Here is a 21551-nt window from a genome sequence, read left to right as displayed (position 1 = left end):
CTTGGTCAGAATCCATACCTCAATCCTGCAAAGTGCCATCTGAAAATTAATGATCAAGCCCATATCTGTCAAGGTGTGGGCATTTTGACGCTTACTAAAGATTTATATGCTCTCTCATTTGCCAGTCACTCCCGTTTCGACAACTGTATCACCCAATCGTTCTTCAATCATTTGCAAATATTTTTCAGCAGGATTTTTACCGGGAACCCCAAGCTCTGAGTCACCTACAATATTTCCGTTTCGGTCAAAAAATACGGTTGTAGGGTATCCGGTAACTTCTTTGAGTAGCGATTGCTCTAACTGTTCGTTTGGGTAGAGAACTTGGAAAGTACAGCCTAATTCTTCCATAATTTGTTTTGCAAGTTCCGATTCTTCATTCCCATCGGCGCAAATTGTAATCATATTGACGTTATCAGGCAACATCTCATAAAGCTTTTGCAAATCAGGCATTTCTTGTATACAAGGGCCGCACCATGTTGTCCAAACATTAACCATAGTAAGGTCATATTCAGCAAGGTTCTCTTGTGTAAAAACGTCACCGTTAAGCGTTTTTGTGCTAAAATTATTCATATTTACATCTGAAGACATCTTTTCTATTTCAGCAGGGAACAGGCAGATGCTGTTTTTAAGAGATTCGCGCACGGATAGCAGTTTCTCGATATTGGATGTATCGACATCTGTTGGTGTAATCTCGGAATAATCATCATTGTATGCGAAATAATAGGTATCTTCACCGACTGTGGTAATAGGGTCTACATGTGAAAACAAACTATTAAGCCGCTCCAGTTCGCCCTCGCCATATACATCATTGGCAGTAATTCGTGAGATAGCAAAGCATGGAATAATATCATTTATCGTATCTTCCATTTGTTCTTCCTCACTGGCGTTGGAATTATCCGCTTCTGTAATCTTCTCAGAAAGATACATAAAAATAACGGAATTCCCTGAGCCTACATAACTAAAATTTTCGCTGTCTACTAAGTCCTTCATGGCTTGCGGAAGAGTGAATCCAAATCCTACGTTGTTAGACACTACACCATTGGTGTAATCGAAATTGCTGTTGCTGATGGTCTTCATTCCAGAATCCCCATATTGCTTGTTGACAAAAACTGCGTCCTTGCTATCCTTACATGAGGTAAGGATAGTCAGCATTACTAAAGATGCAATTACCAGAGCAATGCTCTTGTTGAATATTCTTTTTTGTTTCATTTTGTGTTCTCCTTTATCATTTTATTTGTGACCCTGAACTCAGTATAAAGGAGTGATTGTTAGATTAACGTTAGGGAATAGCATAACGCGCAAAAAAAGACGGACAACTTCCTTCGTTGACCGGCTTGTAATTTGCGTGAAATGCTGTGAAAATTATTCTTTTATTGGGGAAGCTGTATTGAGATTTTTGTACCTTTCACATTTTCACTCGAAACGCTGATTGTTCCTCCGTGCCTTTCTATGATGGCTTCTACAATAGATAAGCCGAGTCCTGAGCCTGCAATTTTTCGAGAGCGTGAGCCGTCCACCCGATAGAAAGCATCAAATATAAAGGGTAAATGCTCGGCTGGAATTCCTATCCCGGTATCTTCAACATCAATTCTAACGCACTTATTTGTTTTGCTTCCACGAACTGTAATACTTCCTTTTTCGCAGTTATATTTATATGAATTATCGATCAGGTTAAAAAAAACTCTGTAAAGAAGCGCCGCGTTTCCATAGAATGATATAGCGTCACATTCGATATTATAAGTGATTCCGCGATGTTCATATATCGGCGACAACTCATCAAATATTGTCTCAAACATGGCATCTAAATAAACTTCTTCCTTTAATTCATCAGCCTCCTCATTGGGAGAAGCCAGAATTAATAAATCGTTTACTACTTTCGTCAGCCTATCAACGCTTGCTTCCATCATATGGGCGTTTTCCTTATATTCGTCCAATGTGGTGGATTTGTCTATTTTAAGCACCTGTAACCCCGCTTTCATTGTTGCAAGGGGTGTTTTTAGCTCATGTGCGGCACTTGCTGAGAAGCGTTTTTGCCTGTTAAATGCTTCTTCTAAGCGCTCAAGGGCTTGATTGAAACTCTTTGTCAGGCTACTCACTTCGTCATGGGATAAACTTTCAGTTAATCTTTGAGATAAGTCCCGTTCGTCAATTTCAGACACCTGTTTGCTCAAATTTTTGACAGGCCGCAGGGCTTTCCCAGAAACAAAATATACAAGCCCTGTTCCAACAATAGTTAGCATAAGAAAAAACATTATGCTTTTCAAATCAAACTCTCTCTTGGCTGTTCTTAAACGCGTACCGCCGTTTTCTATTTCGTTATCGTTTATACCTTGAATCACCACATCGCCCGAATTATCATCCGCTTTGGTTATGCTGATTGAACCGTTTATTAAAGGCATAAGAGTTCTTTGCGCGTTTAATATGGAGAATGCGGTCAATGCCGCGGAGCAAATTATCAGCACGATGGCTGTGAGTATTGTAATTCGCCATTGTAAAGTTAGTTTCATAAATAACTTCATTCTTGCGCCTCCTCGATGATATAGCCTTGACCACGAATTGTTTTTATTACTTCTTCATTGCTAAAATCAGACAGCTTCTTTTTTAGTGTATGAATATGGTAACGCAGGGTATTTGAAAAAGGATCAAACTCACTATCCCATATATGTTCCACTAATTGTTCCGCACTGATAATTTTATTCTTGTTCAAAATAAGGTACTCAAAAATACTATATTCTTTTCGTGTCAAGTTCAATACATTGTTATCACAGATTACCCTTTTAGCATTTGTGTCAATGATAAAATTATCAAGCATAATTGTTGTCGGAGTCACTGAAAAATTTCGGCGCAGTAAATTTCTTATTCTTGCTTCTAATTCTCCAAAATCGAAAGGCTTAATAAGATAATCATTTGCACCTTCATCCAGTCCAAGAATTCTCTCGTTAACTTTCGTTCTTGCAGATAGAATTAAAATCTTTTGATCTGTATCTTTTTTACGAATCGTCCGCAATACATTCAACCCATCTATTTTCGGGATATTTAAGTCTAAAATGATAATGTCGTACTCATGGATTTCGTAATATTCTAAGGCTTCTTCGCCATCAAATACCGTATCAACCGCATAGCCCACCTTACGCAGTCCCTTTGCTATGATAGCTGAAAGCATTTCTTCATCTTCAACAAGCAATATTTTCATAAGAACACCTCTGTATATTAATCATCCTTTATACTATATCAAAAGGAATGTTAGTTTTTCGTTTGTTTTCTTTTAGCCTAGCGTTCGGAAATACCCCACTACACGGAAGCCGCCTTCGGTGTAATATGATCCACCGTTTTCGCTCCTAAAGAACGATTTTTCATTTATTATATACAGTATGGCGAATAATATTAAGTCAAGAAGCTGCAGTCATTTATGGTACGGTTCACCGTATCATTTAACTGGCGGTTTTTTCATGATTTTTATTATTTACACTATTACCTATACCAACCTTTCCTACTTATATTAAAATGCTTTAAAAGTATATTTCACATATTCTTTATGGATTTTATCTCCAAATGCTTTTACTAAATATGAAAAATCCTGTGTCATCATTGATTTTATAAAAAATATATATCCATCATCTATTGGCATTAATTCCATTGATTGATATCCCCACTTTATATTTAGCCTATTGCTATCATTGTGGAATGGATTAAAACTAACTTCTGCATATGGGCTTAACCAAGTTCCATTATCTTCATTATAACTATTTCCAAAATAACAATCGTTACTTAATTTATTTACAATAATATTTTGAGTTGCATTTATAAATAATTCAGCTACTTCAATAGCCTCTCTAACTTCACTGACATTGAGTAACATATATTCATGTTCTAGCTTATTTCTTATAGCCCTTATTTTAGATATCAAGAAAATTGGGGCTAACTCCAGTGACTGTATGAACCTCAATTTTATAGATGAATCCTTATGTACATCTATGCTTGTTTCAAAATCATTTATTAATACCTTAACTTGAGGATATTTTTTATCATTAAAATTCAGATAGTCATATCCTAAATATGATATAATCCAATCTACTTGACAATCTATCGCATATTTAGAATTGCTCAAAGCACCTATTAATCCTTTCGTATCTTTAGTGATATAATCATCTTTTGCAAAATTTAAAAAATCATTTGGTCCTACATCAAATTTTGTAGTTATATCCCAAGATGAACTCTCTAAAACAATATCAAATGAATTCCACTTAATTTTTATTGCGCTTTTTAAATCATTTAATTTCATTGTCATAACTCCTTAAATATATCTTAGTTTAACAGCCTTTAGCATATGAATTGAATATCTAAAGTATAAACCTTATCATTTCAGAATATTTTAGATAGATCGCTCTGCTTCTTTTACAATTAAAGCAGTGATTAGATTCTTTAAGCTTTCTTGTATTAATACCTTATCGTAATATTAATTGGAACAAGCTTATTCAATTAATTGTACTAGCGTTTTTTTAATGTTATAATGAGATTAATATTCCGAAATGAGGTTTTATTATGTCGAAGGTAAAAAGTATAGATTCTCTTATGAAATACTTAAGAGATAAACATAATATTAATATTTCTGGGAAGTACCCACAAACGCAAACTACGAAATATAGGGTATTATCATGGATATAAAGGCTATCGTTTTATAAAACACCCTGGGCGGAAAATCCCCTATACAGATTTCAATCAAATATTATCTGTAAATACCTTTGATATGAATTTAAAAGCACTATTTTATCCTCAAGTTATTTTCATAGAGACTTGTATAAAGAATTATGTGCTAGAAATTATTTTAGAACATGGAAAAACCGATAGTTTTGAAATGATATATGAATCTCTACTAACTAATTATAAATCCTATGCTGTTGGTTCAACCAATTACAAAAAGGAATTAAATAAACGACTAAATTTACGCAACAAATTTTATGGTACGCTTTCACGTGACTACTCTTCAAATAAGCAAGTAGTTCAGTATTTTTATCATCAAGATCGCCCTGTTCCAATATGGTCTATCTTTGAGGTTATTGATTTAGGTGCGTTCGGAACTTTTGTTTCTTGTTTAAACCAAAATATTAAACATGATATATCTAAATCTTTAGGTTTAAATCAAGGTTTCGATAGCGATGGTAAAATGACAGAAACTATTATCTTTTTAGTTAAAGACCTAAGAAATTCAATAGCTCATAATGATGTAATCTTTGATACTCGATTCAAAAGTAGTAGCCCTAAAAACTCATTAAAATTAGCTCTAACAAATGATACAGGAATTAATAATATTACCTTCGATACAATTGTAGATTATTTAATTTTACTTATTTTTATTCAAAAACAAGTGTGCGTCTCTAAGGCAGAACTCAGTAAGATAGTTTCTACGTTTGAAAACTCTATAAATCACTTGGTACCGTTCTCCGCATCGCTGCAACTGTGGTTTTTTATTCTGAAAAGCTTAGTCTGGATAGGAAGAATTGTTCTTCCTAATTCACTTATACTTCTTAGTGTATGCTTTTATCAGCTAATTACTATATGCCCAAAACAATGTGGCAAGAGCAACTCATCCTTATCACCATTAAGATAATATTGCTTTACCACAGCTCTGGCCTTAGGGACTTTGGCTGCTTGCCGTCAATATCAGTAAATCCATAGCGTTCTGCCACTTCCGCAGTTATTAATACATTTCCCGTGTCTATAATAGCATTTTCATTCTTTGCTAAAGCTGCAACACATCTTCCTACAAATTGAGGTGTTTCCATTTTACCCAGATCAATGTTGCTATCAAACTTTGCGTACTCAATCATCCCTTCAGTACTTACCTGTCCAGGGTACAGAGAGAATACAGGCACTCCATAGTCCTTAAGTTCATAGGCAGTATCAGCTGATAATCTGTCCACTGCTACTTTACATACTCCATATGCAACATTATTCAAATACCGCCTGCCTCCATAAAATGATATGTTTACAATTAAACCACACTTTTGCTTCATCATAATTTCAGCTGCAAACCTACTAGCAACATAATTTGAACGTACACCTACTATATAATTATCCTCCCATAATGAAACGGGTTGTTGCCAAAAGGGTGTATTGAAAAAGTACTCTTTCATTGCATGGATACTTCCCCCCCAAGCATTATTTACCAATATATCTAACCTACCCTGTTCTTCTATAACTCTTTTAAACAAAAGTTCTACTTCCTCATCGTTGGAATGGTCACATTTATGTGGAACTCCAATGCCCCCAAGTCTTGTTACTTCTTCCGCAGTTTTATATATACTCGTGTCTTTCAAAAAATCTGGTAATTCCTCACCTTTTTCTGTGCGTCCAGTTATATATACCGTAGCGCCATATTCTGCAAGCCCCAGTGCAATTCCTTTTCCAACACCTCTACTGGCACCTGTAACAATAGCAACTTTACCTTTAAGACTATTCATAAAAATCTCTCCTTTCAAAAACAAAGCTATTATACATTTTGACGAAGGCTTCCTTCAATATCTATAATACCTTTTTCCCTTGATAGTTTCATGACATTTCTTGCTGTTTATAAGGGCTTTTTATCGGTACAAGAATCTGAACTTCACTGGTTTTTAGATAGTCTTTTTCGAATATATTCAACATTCCTACCCCGTTGGGATTCAGTTTAATTTCTTTTGCCATAATCCATTTATATAGGTCATCAACAAAAGCTTCTCTAATGTCAAACATATCTCCGTAATATATAAATTTTGTATACCATCCTGAGGGTATAGTATATTTTTTGAAACTGGTTTCCTTAGCTACTAGCTCACTCTTACCGTAAAACACAGTATATTCACCAGTGTCCTCTCCATGGCAGTTTACCACGGTATATAATCTTTCATGATCAAGCCAATCAGATTTCTGGGATGCTTCTAAAAATGTCTGTCCCGTAGATGTCATCAATGCTTTAAACTGTTCATTATGAATATCTACTTCCACAAAAATACCTTCTAAGTGTAATTTATCGAGATATACATAGGTTCCATTCAAAGTTAACGTTCCTTTGTAATTTACGATATCACGTTCCACAATGCTTGCCTTTTTTACTAAATTTTCGTTAGTCTTTTCAACTTTACATGCTGAAGGAGAAACACCAAACTGTTTTTTGAAAGCTCGGCTAAATACTTCAGGATATTCAAAGCCAAATTCATAGGCTATATCTGTTACTGCTACACCTTTTTCTTTTAGGTAGCTCAGTGATTGCGTCAACTTTCTTCCGAGTATATATTGTTTTAATGTCATTCCAGATACTGTTTTAAACATTCTGTTAAAATGAAATTTAGATATACAGAAATGGCTGGCTAAGTCATCAAGTGACAATTTTTCGTGTATATTATCTTCTATATAAGTAATGGTTTCATTTATCAGATTAACGTAATAATTCATCCCATACCCTACCTTTCACTTTCCATCCAGTATTAACCATATATATTTCTATATGTAATTAAAATATTCTTTATTAAAGCTTAGTATCCTTTTTATCTGTAAGATTTGTTAAAAATACGATTCTTTTTAATTGTTTAATTTGACTGTCTTAATAAGATCAAAAACCGCAGTCATTTATGGTACGGTTCACCGTACCATCGTACTAGCGGTTTTTTGAAGTCAATTATACCTCGAAACAAGATATTAACACTTCGTACTCAATCATATTAAGAGTTATGTAGTGTTTGTCCTTGATTAATTTAAAGCCTACGCTATCCTCGATACGTTGGATATACTGTAGATACCTCGTATCATCAACAGGCAAGGGAAATAAAGTAAAGCAAACGATCCCCGAACTTTCAAATTTCCTCAACTTTTCAACATCAGCTATTATAGAATTTATATTTTTAGTTATGGGCTTATGCTTATTCTCTGCACCCTTTATTCGATAATTGGTATTGCATGTTTTTAGTTCAAGATAGTATTGTTTATTATTGAACCTAAATCCAATATCAGATCTGTATTCTCCATATGGAGCTTCAAGAACAATATCTTCTACCCCAGAATTTAATAACCATTCTACAAGTTCAAATTTCAACCAACCTTCGTATTTAGCTCGTTGTTTTGAAGCAATATCTATTACTGCACGTCGTTTTTCAATTATCTCCCGAACACATCCCATTATAGTAGCCTCTATTAACATTTGTACTCCCTCCAATCCATATTACTATTATATAGCAATGGCAAAAACAAAAGAAAGGGAAGAATCTTCATCATCCGAAGATTCTTCCCCTAAGAAGGATTTTATTAAGTTTTTTAACGTTTCGTTGAAGTGTATTTCAATTGTATCAATCTTTCTATTGTCTCCCACTGTAATTTTATTTACAATTAACTGCAGGAACATTTTTCTTTGGTCTTTATCTGCACTATTAAGAAGTTTATTAAAATCCTCAATCGTTTCCTTCACTAGCCCAAAAGGAATTTCATCCGAGCTATTCATTTTGATTTTATCCATTATATCAAGTTTTCTTTCTTCCAGTTGCTCCAGGGTGGTTTCTATCTCCTTTAATCTCTCAGTCAACATTTCCTTTGGCAAGTGACCATCCTCGTAGAGATCGAATACTCTTTTCTTCTTCACCATGTGGCTTTCTATCTGCCTATCGACAAACTTTTTATTCTCCTCCAACGGTTTAATCACCTCCACCCTCGTTCTATTTAAGTTGGCTACAATATCTTTCAGTACTCTTTCATTTAAGATTACGTCTTTGATTCTATTAAATACATACTCTTCTGCCTCATCCGCCCTTACTGAATTAGCACTACAAGCGGACGAACCTTTATTTTTAAACAAGCCACAGGAGTAATATCTGAACCTACGCTTTGTGCCATCCTTTAAGGTATTTGTCGTTCTAGCGGCTACCATTCCGTAACCACATACTGGACATTTTAAAAGTCCTGTAAGTGGGAATTCTCCTGAGTATGTCCTAGGATATTTCTCAGCTCTAACTGCTCTTATCTCCTGTGCCTTATTCCAGATTTCTTCGGTTATGATTGCTTCATGGATACCATCAGAAAATATATAATCATCACTCTTTCCACTTCTTCTTTGATTACTCCAGTCCTGCATTCGATTAAATCGTATCTTCCCTGCGTAGGTAGGATTAGAAATTATTTCACTAATTGATGTGATGCTAAACATATTATCCTTAACTGTTCTGTACCCCTGCTTATTTAGCTGATTGGCAATTGCTTTATATCCTTTACCCTCTACATACATACTAAAAATCTTTCTAACAATCTCAGCCTCCTCCCAAACTACTTCTAGCTTACTCTCCTTGCCTGCTCCAACCGAACGATATCCTAGAAGCTTGCCACCATTTTTATAACCTTTTTTAGCTCTAGCATTCATTCCCATTTTAAGGTTTTCTAGTATTGTTGTTCTTTCAAACTCAGATATGCTACCTAACATATTCATCATTAACTTACCAGTTGGTGTTGATGTATCGTAAGGCTCTGTCATGCTCTTGAAGGTAACATTGTTTTCTTCTAGTGTTCTTACAATTTGCAGTAAGTCCAGCATATTTCTTGCCAGTCTATTGGTTTTCCAAACTATCACCTCATCAAATACATTTTGCTTACTATCTTCAAGTAATTTTTGCAATTCATACCTTTTGGTAATGGACTTACCGCTAATACCCCGATCAGCATATACAGCAATTACTGTTTTACCCTCCAATGTACATCTACTTTTAATTAAATCAATTTGTGCATCTATTGAATAACCTTCCTCGGCTTGCTCTGCTGTAGATACTCTAGCATAAATGGCTACTTTAATATTATCCATTTGTAATTCCCCCTTCGTATGATTTCCCAAGGCATTATACCATGTAAGATATAATGCCTTAGATATTAATGGATTAGTTTCAACTTCATAATTACCAACGTGTTATATATTAATATTGCAATTCTCTTCAAGCCAAGGCTACTACTTAACATATACTTCCCTAGCTTACAGTTTTCATTTCTGCAAAACCGAATGGTTCTATCATGCTACTCAATATTACATCGTTCTTCTTTAATATCTTTGATATTTCTACTAACTCTTGAATATTCTTAGTAATTCTAATGCTTTCCCAGACTATTACTTCATCAAATAGATTATTCTTGCTATCTGCTAGCATTTTCCGTAGTCCTGTTCTGTTTTCTATTGACTTACTATTAATATCTATATCTTCGTATACAGCAACTACTGTACTACCTTCATATATGCAATACTCTCTAATCAACTGATTATCACCTTTGATAAAGTTACCTCTCATTGGTTTTTTATTAGCACTAGTATAAATTGCAACCCTATTTAGCCCCATTAGTAATTACCTCCCTCTCCTGATGTATTAATCGCTTTATAATTTCAGTTAATATATTTATGACCTCGTCGTATTGTCTCTTATCGTCCTTACTCATATAGTTAGCCTCCTTTAAATACTCAAACAACTCCAACTCTATACATTATTATGATATATATTTAAGCCCCTAGGACTTTACTCCTTTGAGGGAGTATAAGCCCTAGGACTATGTGTTTTTTAATCTTGATTCATTTTAATAGCCAGTATTGTGTCTTCACCATGTTGTAAGTATTCAAAATCATAAAATGTCATTGATGTTTTGCCTGTAAAATCTAAATTGTACTTATCAGTTAGCTCACCTACTAATTTTGCAGCATAAATAGTTCCACCTTTTTTAACTTCAAAGGATTTATCAGTATTAGGTAAATTTGTACCAATCAAAATGCTATCCTCACCAAGCAAAATCTGTATCTGCTTAGGACTACCTAATTTTTCTTGTGGTTCTTTCATTACAACTATTCGCTTACCATTATCGGAGTTTACTAATTGTAGAACCCCATAATTACTTTCACTCTTGGGAGAGAGGAACTTCGAGAAATCAATCTTACCTTCACTTTTAACATTATTTACTTCGTTGGTTTTCTTAACATTATTCATCATATTGGATAGCCTCCTAATTTTTATTTTTTATATTTTAAATTTAATTTGCATCCTTCTCGTCTATTACTTTGATTACATATACAGGAATCGGTCTTACTGCTGACTTAGTAATTTTTCTCTTTCTGGTTAATCTACCATCTTCAAAATCTAACCACCCTCTCTCCTTCCACTTTTTAAGAATAATCTTTGGTTCAGAAAACCCTCCTTCACTAAGTAATTTTTCAAATGCTATGGGAATAATATTAATTTCTTTCTCCTTAGCTTTATTGGAAGAAATGACACCCCATATTTCACCTTTAGGGACAAACTCGCTATCTTCTGCATTTCCACCATGCTTATATTCCTTATTAAATTTATTAGCATGGACATTTACCTGCTCTAATATATACCTGTAGGCTTCTGTTGCAATATCACGATTCTCCATGCTTTCGTCCTGCTGTTCAATCAGTAAATTTAAAATTCCATCTATGTCAAAGTCTAATTTTAAAGCTTTAGATGCTAGTTCTGCTGTGAGTAAGAATACCGCCATTTTATTAGCAATTCTTTTAGAAAATCCATCAACTGAAGGTAGTGCATTAATATACTTCTCTTTGTAGTAATCGTACCTTTGGTAAATAGCCTCTCGATCCTGTCTGATTAGATATTTTGCAAGTATTAATATAGCAAAACCATAATTATTCCTTACACACTCCTTAATTGCATCAGCCTGTTCTGCACTATCGGTCCAATTAACGTTTCCAAACTCAAAGACCCTTACCTTTAAACCAGTATTTCGATTAGACTTTTGCTGTAATGAATGCTCACCAGTACTAATTATAGTTGTATTCCAATTGGCTGATTCTTTAATGGTCAAATCCTTATTCATTCTACCTTTTTCCTTACCAGAGGATAATGTATATATCATTGAGGAAAACTCTCCACGTTTTGACATGGAACTCTCATCCAGTAGAACTGGATACCCCTTATTATCCCTTAGAAGTCCCATTAGGAAATTATCTGTTGATGACCAATTCTGCATCAATCCATCGGTACTTAAACTTGGATTACCTGCTACTGATATACAAAGCTCACCTGCTGTAGTCTTACCTGTTGAACTATCACCATAAAGATGTACAAACAAGGATTCATTTCCTAATTTATCCCCTAAGTATGAGTTAACTGTCGCTGAAAGACCTGTAATTATTGAAAATTCTAATTCTACCTTACCCATTACTAAGTCTATTACCATTTGATACCAGACTTTATAGTCTCCTTTAGGAGTTATATCTAACTGCCCTGTGTAGATGGAGGTTATTTTCTTCTCTTCCCCTCCTAACAGCTTGATACCACGAAATACTAACTGATCTAAATGTTTGTACCAGCCAATGCCCTTATGCTCAAAGGATATCGGTGTTTCCTCTTCTTGATTTTGAAGAGTCTTCACCAATGCTTCACTACTATGGTCAAAGGAGTCTATTCCCTTTGAAAGAAGCTCAGTTATATTCCTAGTGGTCAACATGCTTCTATCCACTTCAATTGTCTTAGTCCTTCTACCTACTTTGAAGGATAATTTAAACTTTGTGTCGCCTGTCTCTAGCTGTTCTGTTATCTTATCAATGATTACTGCTTTGCCAAGAGGCTTAAAGAAAAACTCTTTTTCCTTTTGGTTATAGATGTATTTCCCAAAGTATCCGTCAATAATATCCACATCAGTATTTACACTCATCCAATCTCCCCTTCCTCAAATTATGTTCAACATTTTATTCATTTTTTAACTTGGTATGACTTAACGATATAACGAAAATAATGTTGTTGCAACGTTTTTTAGTATATGGTATAATTGTCATTGTTCAAACTTGAACTTTTATTAGAGCATGTTGTTCGTTAGAAATTATATTTAATGATAATAGCACGTTTTTTAAGTCTTTTGGCTAGGCTATCCTTGCCAGCACATGTTGTTCATCGGTTTTACTCTACTTGATAGTCGGTAAGTCAGGCATAGCACCCCATATTATGTTAACTGGAAATTGAGCGAGAAATTTAAGTTAGGAGGAAAATTTATGGGTACGGAATCAGAAAATTACACTAAGCTAGATGTGTTAGAAGCAATAAGAAAGTTGGCTAATGAAAGGACACTTAGGAGTCGAACAGAATTTTTAGTTAAGCTCCCCAAGCATTACAATTTGAACATTAGTACTCTTAGAAGATATATGTTGGAGCTTGGTATCAAAAAAAATATGGAAGGATTTTACAAGCTACCAGATGAGGTAGAATTAAAGCTACAAAGAGAAGAACTCTCCTCTTTATTCACTAGAGCCAATTTAGATGTCATTAAAGATATCAACTTTACATTTCTTTCTACTAACCCTAATTATGTGGAACTCTTAATTCACGAATTAAGAAATCATCCTATACTAAAGGATAGAATTATTAGCATGATTCCTAGCACAGATGGAATTCTTGTTATTACTAATAACCTAGTAGAGTTTAATAGGGAAATTAAAGAAATTAAAAAAATTAAGAATATCAATGATTAATTACTTCATGTAGTTTATTTTAATTTCTCATTTTAAATTGTGATTTCTCACGAAGGAATTTTTCTATGGGGAGTTAATAAGCCATTGATATTACTGGATTTATATTACATTTTCACGTTTTCACGTTTTGTTTTTACATCAGAATTGATTACTCAGGGATTTTAATTTGGACTTAAATTCATATTAAATAGAATTTTGAATTAGAAATGGGAAAACGGGAAAATTGGGGCTTTATGTTGGCTTAGTTGACTTCTTACCTCCCCCCTTTTTTCCCATTTCCCACTCCCAAAACATTTCAGCTATCATGTTAATGATTTTTCAAAAACTATAAAAATCACCCCTCAAGGTGACTCATTCTGATTTATGTAATTGATATTAATTAATATTTATTTCTATTAATTTATCTTTTCACCTTCCTAGATGTCGAGTAAATACTAATCCCTAGGGTAGCCCCTAAGGTAAAGTATTCAATGGCTTTTACTGTTGCTATTGTTGCAAGAAGACTTATCACTATTTATCACCCTTTCTAATTTATATTGCTACTTCTTCCAGTACTACTAAAACTGTTAAGGTACATACAAATCCTAATACAAACCATTGCATTTCCTTTTCTCTCCTTTCAATTCTAACTAAATTAAATTATTTTCTTTAAAGCTGTAAAACTCTCCGTTATCCCCTATAATGCAGTGGTCTAATATATTAATCCCCATTATATTCCCTGCCTCCACTAATCTTTTGGTTATCCTAATATCCTCCTGACTTGGTTTTGGGTCACCACTGGGATGATTATGAAAAAGTAGGATAGATGCACTATTGGCATTGATGGCTACCTTCATTAACTCCCGTGGGTGAATTACAGTACAGGTGAGATTTCCGATGCTAACTGTATGTATTGCAGTTGGCTCGTTCTTTGTGTTGACGTATACCGCCAGAAAACACTCCCGATCTTCTCCTTGTAAAAAATCCTTAACCAAGTCAACCCCATCAGATGGCGAATTGATTCTTCTCTTAGCATATAGGATGGAGCTTTCTTTAACCATTTTTATTTTAACGATATCTACTCTTTTAGCTTGTACTTTTTTTTTCATTATTTTTGAGGCTCGTTCCCCTCCACCTGCCTTTCTACTAATGTTTAGGTAAAATAATACCCCCAATCTATTTAAAGATTGAGGTTATTAAGTAATCTGTTTTCAATTTTTGTTTTAGGAATATACTGGTATCATTGCTCCACACTTAGAACACCTTAATGTCTTAACTTTTATTTTTTCTCCACATTTAGGACACTTAGTTATGGGGACAAAACTTTTATTCATTATCTACCATCTCCTTAAATGTTTATTTAGACTTTTCTTCTGCTTTTCTGGCTGTTTCATAACTTTTCCTTGCAGATTCGTAGTGATGATCACCTTCGCCATTTTTAGCTTTAGCCCATGCTTTATCACCTTTCTTTTTAAAGGTTTCTGCTACTTTCCCATATGTTTCCTTGCTTTTCATTAGTTATTCTCCTCTCTTATGTAATTCTGATGAAATACTATCCTTCATATATTGATTATTAGTATTATTTTGTGCATTCCTCAATGCTTCTGTTGAAGTATTGCTTAACTTATTGCTAATTTCATTTTCTCTTTTTTCAATCTCTCTACCTAATTCATTGGATTGCCTCTCAACCGCTTTGTTTAATGCTGGTGCTTTACCACTATCCAACAACATATTTAACAAGAAATCTAATAAGCCCATAACCTAAACCTCCCATCACTTATTTAATTTTTGTGTAATCATTTTTCTAATCCATCGTTCTGAGTAACTATATTTCAAAGAAAGCTCTTTGATATTACTACCGTTATATTCGATGGAAACTTGCTTCCTTACATACTCTGTACATAGTAATCTTGTAAGAAATGTTATCTGTAATCCTCTGTAGTGATTGAAAATCAACAGAGCCATTTCTACCCCTAGATCATTTGCTATATCCTTATATATACCATTTAGATGTTCAGGTCCAAATCTGTCCATTTCAACCACCCCTTTCACAAGGAAAATTTTAACGTTTTTTTGCTGATTAATCTTCTGTGTTCTTCGTGGAATAATCTCTTGTAAAATTCCACAAAATTTAAGCCTAAGGAAAGTAGTATCTACTCCTTAGGCTTTAGTCATTAATATTCATCTCATCAAGTAGTCTCTTTGGAGTAATGACTACTGGAATAATTAATGATATGGCGAAATCGTTATTTAGAATGATTAATGAGTTGCTGTAATCTTCTCCATCAGTCACCTTAATTAAGTCAACATATTCGGCAATGACATTCTCCATATCTATATAAATATCTTTTAATTTATCGAATTCATCTTTGGACTCTATTACTAGAATATATCCTCCATCCCCACCATCTACGTCCCGATTTTCTCCGTATTCAGTATCAATAATTGTTGCAATTTCCTTAATTATTCCTGCTACCTCCTGTGGCAATCGTATTGATTTCGTTTCCTTCTCATGTGCTATTTTTATCATTTGCGTTGCTCCCTTCTTAGTTTTAGCTTTCCTCCCAAAGTCTTGGGTTTTCTATGAGTTTCTTCCGTTTGCTTGGTGCAGACTTCCAGTGCTGTTTTTCTCGTTTTCTTCGGCTTTCAGTTTTGATGTTTCCCTTCCTGTTCCTCGAAACAGAAAAAGCCCAAGAAAGCGGTTTTAGCGGCTCTCTTGGGCTAGTTGTTTGGTTCTGTGGGAGTTTTTTCTGGTTCCGGTTGTAGTTTTTTCAGCTTCCAAATGTGTCGGATTTGCGGGGCGAGGGGGTGGAAGCCTTCCCTGCCTTTGCTGTCCTGGATGGTGTAGAATTTGTCTTTATATTCGGTTAAAAGGTTTATTACCTGTTCCTGTCTTTCCTTCACCTTCTTATTATTTTCACCTACCTTCCCCCATGCAATGATTATGTTATCTACCTTAGCAGCAGATTTTAGAATTTGAGTGTCATTATCTTCATCCACTAATTCTTGTATGCTTTCTTTCGTACTGATTTTAGTATTTATCTTGGAAAAGATATTGACGATATCCACTGAACCAAAGTCAATCTTAGAAAGATTATTGACTACATACATTGTTGTATGGTCTATCAGTAGTTCATCAGCAGAACTGGGGTTAATCATTATAATCATTGCTTTTTTCTTAGCTTTATCCCATTCTTTTCTTAACAGATATCTGTATTTCTTATCCTCTGAGAAAGTTACTTCCGTTTTAATTATGCTTTTTTCTACAGTCAACAAATCATCACCCCTTTATGTCTTTATTTATCTATATTATGATATATACTTGTTTTTTAAACAGATTCAGTTATGATACTTATTGTCTGTAGACTTATTAAATTCAACTATCAAAATTTTAATATAGGGGATAATCTATTTATGGAAGATATTAAGGTTATTCGCAAAAAAATGTACATAAATATCGCCTCGTATTTCTTATTTATTATAGCAAATAAGCCTTGACAGAATTGCCTAACTATATATCATGGTAATTTTTCCTATTTTAATAATTCTAATAATTGATTCAAACTTATATCTTCATCTAAATATACATAAAGTTGATTCACCTAGTAAAGAGGGGGCAGTTCTACTGACATTCTTCGTTGTCTGTAACCCGTTCCCTTGACACATTCTCATAAACAGGAAGATAATTAATGTCAATCATTTCTTGCAACATACAAGCACTTATTTATAGCCTTTATAATAGTATGTTAAGGTAAGACTAAATTAATAAGGTTGGTGTTCAGTTATGGTTATAACATTTTTCTCCTCTTTAGAAGCAATACTGCTTGTTACAGCATTGTCAATAGATGCATTTGTGGCAAGCTTTGCTTATGGAACCAATAAAATTAAAATCCCATTCACATCTGTTACAACCATAAATGTTATCTGTAGTACACTCCTTGCTATGTCACTCTTTTTAGGTTCTATTGTTAGCCAATATATACCTTCTCACCTAATAAAAGGTATTTGCTTTACAATTTTATTTGTGTTAGGAACCATTAAACTGTTTGATAGTTCAATTAAATCCTTCATTCGAAAAAATAAAAACTTGAGTAAAGAATTAAAATTTTCCATGTTTAATTTAAAATTAATTCTGAACATATATGCTGATCCACAAGAAGCAGACAGAGATTATTCACGAGTACTTTCACCATTAGAAGCTACATCCCTTGCAATCGCAGTATCTCTCGATGGGCTGGCCGCTGGATTTGGAGTAGCACTTGTTAACATAAACTTGATGGAAGTAGTACTTTTTTCACTAATATCTGATATGGTGGCTGTAATGCTTGGGTGTTACATTGGTAACAAAATTGCAAAAAAATTAACCTTAAATATTTCTTGGTTAAGTGGAGTGCTGCTAATTATTTTAGCAATATTAAAGTTATAAAATATGTACTTCAATTAAATATAGAAAGCAGGCTAATAGAGGTATCTGCCTGCTTTTTCTGTTGTATACAGAAAACCCCCGGTTCTACCGGGGGTTCCAAAAAGCTTTTGCTATGAGTAGAAAAAAACAACCTCCTTTTGTTAGAATAAAAAAAGGTTCGCCAACCAATTTATTAAACAAAAGGAGGATCCGAATGGATAAGAACAGTTTAGCACATACCACATGGAATTGTAAATATCACATAGTGTCTTCACCCAAATATAGACGTCAAGCTATATATGGAAAGATAAAGAGTGATATAGGTAAAATTTTAAGAAAATTATGCGAGCAAAAAGGTGTTGAAATATTGGAAGCATCAGCGTGTGTAGACCATATACATATGGTAATTGCAATACCACCAAAGTATAGTGTTTCAAGTATAATGGGATATTTGAAAGGCAAAAGTTCTTTAATGATATTTGATAGACATGCAAATCTAAAATATAAGTATGGGAACAGACACTTCTGGTGTAGAGGATATTATGTTGATACAGTGGGTCGCAATTAAAAGAAAATTAGAGAATATGTTAAAAATCAATTGCAAGAAGACATAGCCAATGATCAAATAAGTATTCAAGAATATATGGACCCGTTTACGGGTGAGCAAGTACACAAAGGCAAGAAGAGATAAAAGGGCTGAGCAAACTACCCGCTGAGCGGGTAGTTTTGATTCTATTAAAGTAAAATTTTATCTAATCTTCAAGTTCACAATCCAATCAATCAGAATACTAGATGTTCCGTATAACTACTTATTTGGAGTTAGATTAGCAGAATAAGAAGAATCAAAGAATTTTTTAAGTTGCTCAGAAATATGCTGGCGTTCCTCCTCTGATACAACGTAGTAATAAACTCCATTAATGGTTTTATCGGTACCTTTTATCTCTAAAATTTCAATATTATAGCTCCTCCAGTCTTTTCTAAACTCAGAATAAAAGAATTTCATTTCTTCAAATGATACATTTGTTTTAATATTATTTCCTAAAATATTTAGAATTTCTTGAATCTTAAAGGCAGAAGAGAATGAAGTAGACTTTCGTAATAGCGCCATTAAAACTTGGCGTTGTCTTTCATTACGACCAAAATCACCTCTTGGATCTGACTTTCTCATTCTAGCATAATGTAATGCTCTTTCTCCGTCTAAATTGATAAGTCCTTTGTCATAATGATATAGTTTTTCGCCTAGTTCATCTTCCTGACTAAAAGAAAATTTATTCTCCACCTGTATTCCACCTAAAGCATTCACAAGTTGTCTTAAGCCTTCCATATTAATTTGGATTACATAGTCTATAGATTTATCCAAAAAATGTTCAACTGTTTTTTTAGTCATTTCCGTTCCACCGTATGCATATGAATGATTAATTTTATCTTGAAATCCCTTTCCTATGATTTCAGTACGTGTATCCCGTGGAATATTGAACATGATAGCAGAGTTATTAGAAGGATTCACAGATACAACAATAATACTGTCTACCCTGCCTGGATCGCCAAGGGCAGGACGATCACCAATACCAAGCAATAGAAATAATTGAGATTCCTTATTTTTATCCTTGTCTTTATCCTCTTCATTAACATTTTCTTCAAAAGTAATTTGCATTCCATCTACATGTTGTTCTATGACTTTATGTATATGATATAAATAACTTGATACAGCCAAAATGAAGATTAAAATGATTATTAAGCCGACTTTAAAGTATTTATTCACACGTAATCTCTCCTCACAAAATGTCTCTTAGCCTATTCTTTTGTTTTTTATATGAAGTAAACAGTAATTCATTTTTTCACACATTTTATATTAACCATTATACTTTATATAATTATAACTGGATTGTCAACACTAAATTAGACAGTTTTTATAAGGTTATGTTCTTTAAATTGCCTAGGGCTTAAATAGCCTAATGTTGAATGTATTCTAAAATTATTAAACCAATTAACATAATCTGCTAGCCTTAGCTCAAGATCCTTTAGATTCTCAAAGTGATAGTTTTTAGCAAACTCAGTCTTAATTATTTTGAAGGTAGCTTCAGCTACAGCATTGTCATAGGGGCAACCCTTCATACTCAGAGAACGCTTGATTTTAAAGGTATCTAGAACTTCATCTATTAACTTGTTTTTGAATTCATTACCTCTATCGGTATGAAATAAGGTGATAGCATCTAATCGGGTTTTTACACTGGCAAAAGCCTTATATACTAGATTAGCATCTTTATAAGGACCAGCACTATAGCCTATGATTTCTCTATTGAAGAGGTCAATTAATAAACATACGTAATTCCAGGTATTCTTAACCCTAACATATGTCAAATCACTTACTACAGCTGCATAAGGAGTTTCGGTATTAAATTCCCTATTTAGCTCATTCATAATCTTGGATTCATTGCATTTACTCACATGGGGCTTATATTGGGCAACGGTATAATTAGATACCAGCCCATTGATTTTCATAATTCTACCGATTTTTCTTCTTGAAACTGTAAGCCCTAGCTTCTTAAGTTCTATCTTGATTTTTCTAGTACCATAGTTGTTTCTGCTAGCCTTAAAGATTTCTATAACCTTGGGGAGATATTTCATCAGCTGTTAATGTAGCTTTAGATTCATAATAGTAGGTACTTCTGGGAACTTGTAGGACGGCACACATTGCTGATACACTGTATTTGTGGGCATTGTTCTTTATCACATTTACTTTCGTCCTAATATCAGCGCCGCTTGCTTTAAAATATCATTCTCCATTTTTAATTGCTGAAGTTCTTTTCTTAGTTTTATTAATTCGGCTTCTTCTGGGGTACGATTATCTTTTTCCTTGAAGGAACCAGTACTTTGACTTCTTTTAATCCAGGTATTTAAGGCAGTTGGAGTTAAATCATATTCTGAAATTAAGTCTTTTTTAGACTTGCCATTTTCATATAGCTTTACCATTTGCTCCTTGAATTCTTCTGTATAGGTTCTTCGATCTCTTTTAGTCATATAAACGTCTCCTTTGTTATATTGTTTTTAGTTTACATGACCTTAATTTTATTGTCTAGTTCATTGTAGCCTATCCATAACAGAACAAATCAATATAACGCCATCCCCTTAAAATTTACATAATTACCAAATATGTATCATTTTACTTTAAAGCCATTTAGCATAATCCGATGGATTATGCTAAAGATTTTATAACCATTCATCACTTTCTTTTTATACTACTAATCCAAGTAGCCTTGCTCCTTGAGAGCAACGATTAAACATACTACAATACCTGTAATGGCCGGTACAATGAAGGAAATCCAGGTCCATTTCCAGCTTTGAGTCTCTTTTCGTATAGTCCAAAGTGTAGTATCTTTTGTTACAAAAAACCGACGTCATTTATGGTACGGTTCACTTAAGCTAATTCTAAATTTATCGTCATAAACTCTATGTTTCCAACTTGAAATTATAGACGGTTAATGACATTTCTAATAAGAAACTAAATATTCTTAAATTACTTATCTCTGTGACAATAAAATTATATTATCATCAAAAATAAATATGGCAAACAAACCGTCAGAGCGCGCCAAAAATCCAACAATTGGATAAGACAATCTTGATATAGCATACATAAAATCGCCCATAATAGTAGTAAGGACGGTGATATTATGA

General features: G+C 33.7%; 22 protein-coding genes and 2 pseudogenes. 4 read left to right on the top strand and 20 right to left on the bottom strand.

Annotated features, from left to right (window positions below):
• Positions 1–114 precede the first annotated feature (114 nt).
• The 4 genes from CHB72_RS24070 to CHB72_RS24055 form a co-directional block, all read right to left on the bottom strand.
• Entirely contained in the window at positions 115–1209 is a 1095-nt protein-coding gene (locus CHB72_RS24070) for a TlpA family protein disulfide reductase (protein ID WP_089285414.1), read from the bottom strand.
• A 161-nt stretch (positions 1210–1370) separates the two neighbouring features.
• Positions 1371–2519, bottom strand: a complete 1149-nt coding sequence (locus CHB72_RS24065; protein ID WP_089285413.1) for a sensor histidine kinase — start codon at positions 2517–2519, stop codon at positions 1371–1373.
• Positions 2516–3193 carry a response regulator transcription factor gene (locus tag CHB72_RS24060; protein ID WP_089285412.1) on the bottom strand — a complete coding sequence of 226 codons (678 nt, stop codon included), beginning with the start codon at positions 3191–3193 and terminating at the stop codon, positions 2516–2518. The genes CHB72_RS24065 and CHB72_RS24060 overlap by 4 nt, the downstream gene beginning before the upstream one ends.
• Before the next feature lie 306 nt (positions 3194–3499).
• Positions 3500–4282 (bottom strand): hypothetical protein, encoded by a 783-nt coding sequence (locus CHB72_RS24055; protein ID WP_089285411.1) that lies wholly within the window; start codon positions 4280–4282, stop codon positions 3500–3502.
• A gap of 306 nt (positions 4283–4588) precedes the next feature.
• On the opposite strand from CHB72_RS24055, the gene CHB72_RS24050 reads away from it, so the two are divergent.
• Positions 4589–5608, top strand: a complete 1020-nt coding sequence (locus tag CHB72_RS24050; RefSeq protein WP_089285410.1) for an Abi family protein — start codon at positions 4589–4591, stop codon at positions 5606–5608.
• A gap of 7 nt (positions 5609–5615) precedes the next feature.
• Here the strand turns inward: CHB72_RS24050 and CHB72_RS24045 are convergent, their stop codons facing one another.
• The 7 genes from CHB72_RS24045 to CHB72_RS24015 all read right to left on the bottom strand — a co-directional run bounded on the left by CHB72_RS24045 (position 5616) and on the right by CHB72_RS24015 (position 12681).
• A complete protein-coding gene (locus tag CHB72_RS24045) occupies positions 5616–6461 on the bottom strand; it encodes an SDR family NAD(P)-dependent oxidoreductase (protein WP_089285409.1) in 846 nt (281 codons plus the stop codon).
• Positions 6462–6549: 88 nt separating this feature from the next.
• On the bottom strand, positions 6550–7431 hold the full coding sequence (locus tag CHB72_RS24040; protein ID WP_089285408.1) for an AraC family transcriptional regulator: 882 nt from the start codon (positions 7429–7431) through the stop codon (positions 6550–6552).
• A 223-nt stretch (positions 7432–7654) separates the two neighbouring features.
• The gene (locus CHB72_RS24035; protein ID WP_089285407.1) at positions 7655–8173 is read right to left on the bottom strand and encodes a hypothetical protein; all 519 of its coding nucleotides are present in this window, start codon (positions 8171–8173) and stop codon (positions 7655–7657) included.
• 27 nt (positions 8174–8200) lie between these two features.
• Positions 8201–9814 carry a recombinase family protein gene (locus CHB72_RS24030; protein ID WP_089285406.1) on the bottom strand — a complete coding sequence of 538 codons (1614 nt, stop codon included), beginning with the start codon at positions 9812–9814 and terminating at the stop codon, positions 8201–8203.
• 160 nt (positions 9815–9974) lie between these two features.
• Positions 9975–10337: a recombinase family protein gene (locus CHB72_RS24025; RefSeq protein WP_089285405.1), complete on the bottom strand. Its 363-nt coding sequence runs from the start codon at positions 10335–10337 to the stop codon at positions 9975–9977.
• Between the two features lie 216 nt (positions 10338–10553).
• Positions 10554–10976: a hypothetical protein gene (locus CHB72_RS24020; RefSeq protein ID WP_089285404.1), complete on the bottom strand. Its 423-nt coding sequence runs from the start codon at positions 10974–10976 to the stop codon at positions 10554–10556.
• Positions 10977–11016: 40 nt separating this feature from the next.
• Positions 11017–12681: a DUF927 domain-containing protein gene (locus tag CHB72_RS24015; protein ID WP_089285403.1), complete on the bottom strand. Its 1665-nt coding sequence runs from the start codon at positions 12679–12681 to the stop codon at positions 11017–11019.
• A gap of 334 nt (positions 12682–13015) precedes the next feature.
• Here CHB72_RS24015 and CHB72_RS24010 point away from each other — a divergent pair, with 334 nt between their 5' ends.
• Positions 13016–13492 carry a hypothetical protein gene (locus CHB72_RS24010; RefSeq protein ID WP_089285402.1) on the top strand — a complete coding sequence of 159 codons (477 nt, stop codon included), beginning with the start codon at positions 13016–13018 and terminating at the stop codon, positions 13490–13492.
• A gap of 629 nt (positions 13493–14121) precedes the next feature.
• Here the strand turns inward: CHB72_RS24010 and CHB72_RS24005 are convergent.
• From CHB72_RS24005 to CHB72_RS23985, 7 genes are all read right to left on the bottom strand, one after another.
• Positions 14122–14580, bottom strand: a complete 459-nt coding sequence (locus CHB72_RS24005) for a JAB domain-containing protein (protein ID WP_089285401.1) — start codon at positions 14578–14580, stop codon at positions 14122–14124.
• A 114-nt stretch (positions 14581–14694) separates the two neighbouring features.
• Entirely contained in the window at positions 14695–14805 is a 111-nt protein-coding gene (locus CHB72_RS28425; protein ID WP_408606591.1) for a zinc-ribbon domain-containing protein, read from the bottom strand.
• A gap of 22 nt (positions 14806–14827) precedes the next feature.
• Positions 14828–14986 (bottom strand): hypothetical protein, encoded by a 159-nt coding sequence (locus CHB72_RS26895; protein ID WP_176431589.1) that lies wholly within the window; start codon positions 14984–14986, stop codon positions 14828–14830.
• Between the two features lie 3 nt (positions 14987–14989).
• Positions 14990–15229 (bottom strand): hypothetical protein, encoded by a 240-nt coding sequence (locus tag CHB72_RS24000; RefSeq protein WP_089285400.1) that lies wholly within the window; start codon positions 15227–15229, stop codon positions 14990–14992.
• 15 nt (positions 15230–15244) lie between these two features.
• Positions 15245–15505 (bottom strand): Mor transcription activator family protein, encoded by a 261-nt coding sequence (locus tag CHB72_RS23995; protein ID WP_089285399.1) that lies wholly within the window; start codon positions 15503–15505, stop codon positions 15245–15247.
• A 133-nt stretch (positions 15506–15638) separates the two neighbouring features.
• Positions 15639–16001: a hypothetical protein gene (locus CHB72_RS23990; protein WP_176431588.1), complete on the bottom strand. Its 363-nt coding sequence runs from the start codon at positions 15999–16001 to the stop codon at positions 15639–15641.
• A 191-nt stretch (positions 16002–16192) separates the two neighbouring features.
• A complete protein-coding gene (locus tag CHB72_RS23985) occupies positions 16193–16747 on the bottom strand; it encodes a DUF1643 domain-containing protein (protein ID WP_089285398.1) in 555 nt (184 codons plus the stop codon).
• Between the two features lie 508 nt (positions 16748–17255).
• Between CHB72_RS23985 and ytaF the strand changes: the two genes are divergently transcribed.
• Together ytaF and tnpA are read left to right on the top strand one after the other, a co-directional pair.
• Entirely contained in the window at positions 17256–17897 is a 642-nt protein-coding gene (gene ytaF, locus CHB72_RS23980; RefSeq protein ID WP_089285397.1) for a sporulation membrane protein YtaF, read from the top strand.
• Positions 17898–18090: 193 nt separating this feature from the next.
• Positions 18091–18567 (top strand): annotated as a pseudogene (gene tnpA, locus CHB72_RS23975) (IS200/IS605 family transposase).
• A gap of 114 nt (positions 18568–18681) precedes the next feature.
• Here tnpA and CHB72_RS23970 read toward each other — a convergent pair.
• A complete protein-coding gene (locus CHB72_RS23970; protein ID WP_089285396.1) occupies positions 18682–19638 on the bottom strand; it encodes an LCP family glycopolymer transferase in 957 nt (318 codons plus the stop codon).
• Positions 19639–19775: 137 nt separating this feature from the next.
• Positions 19776–20897 (bottom strand): annotated as a pseudogene (locus CHB72_RS23965) (IS3 family transposase).
• Positions 20898–21551 lie beyond the last annotated feature (654 nt).

Origin of the sequence: Anaerovirgula multivorans (assembly GCF_900188145.1) — a bacterium.
GTDB lineage: Bacteria > Bacillota > Clostridia > Peptostreptococcales > Natronincolaceae > Anaerovirgula > Anaerovirgula multivorans.
This window is presented reverse-complemented; position numbering and strand designations above follow the sequence as displayed.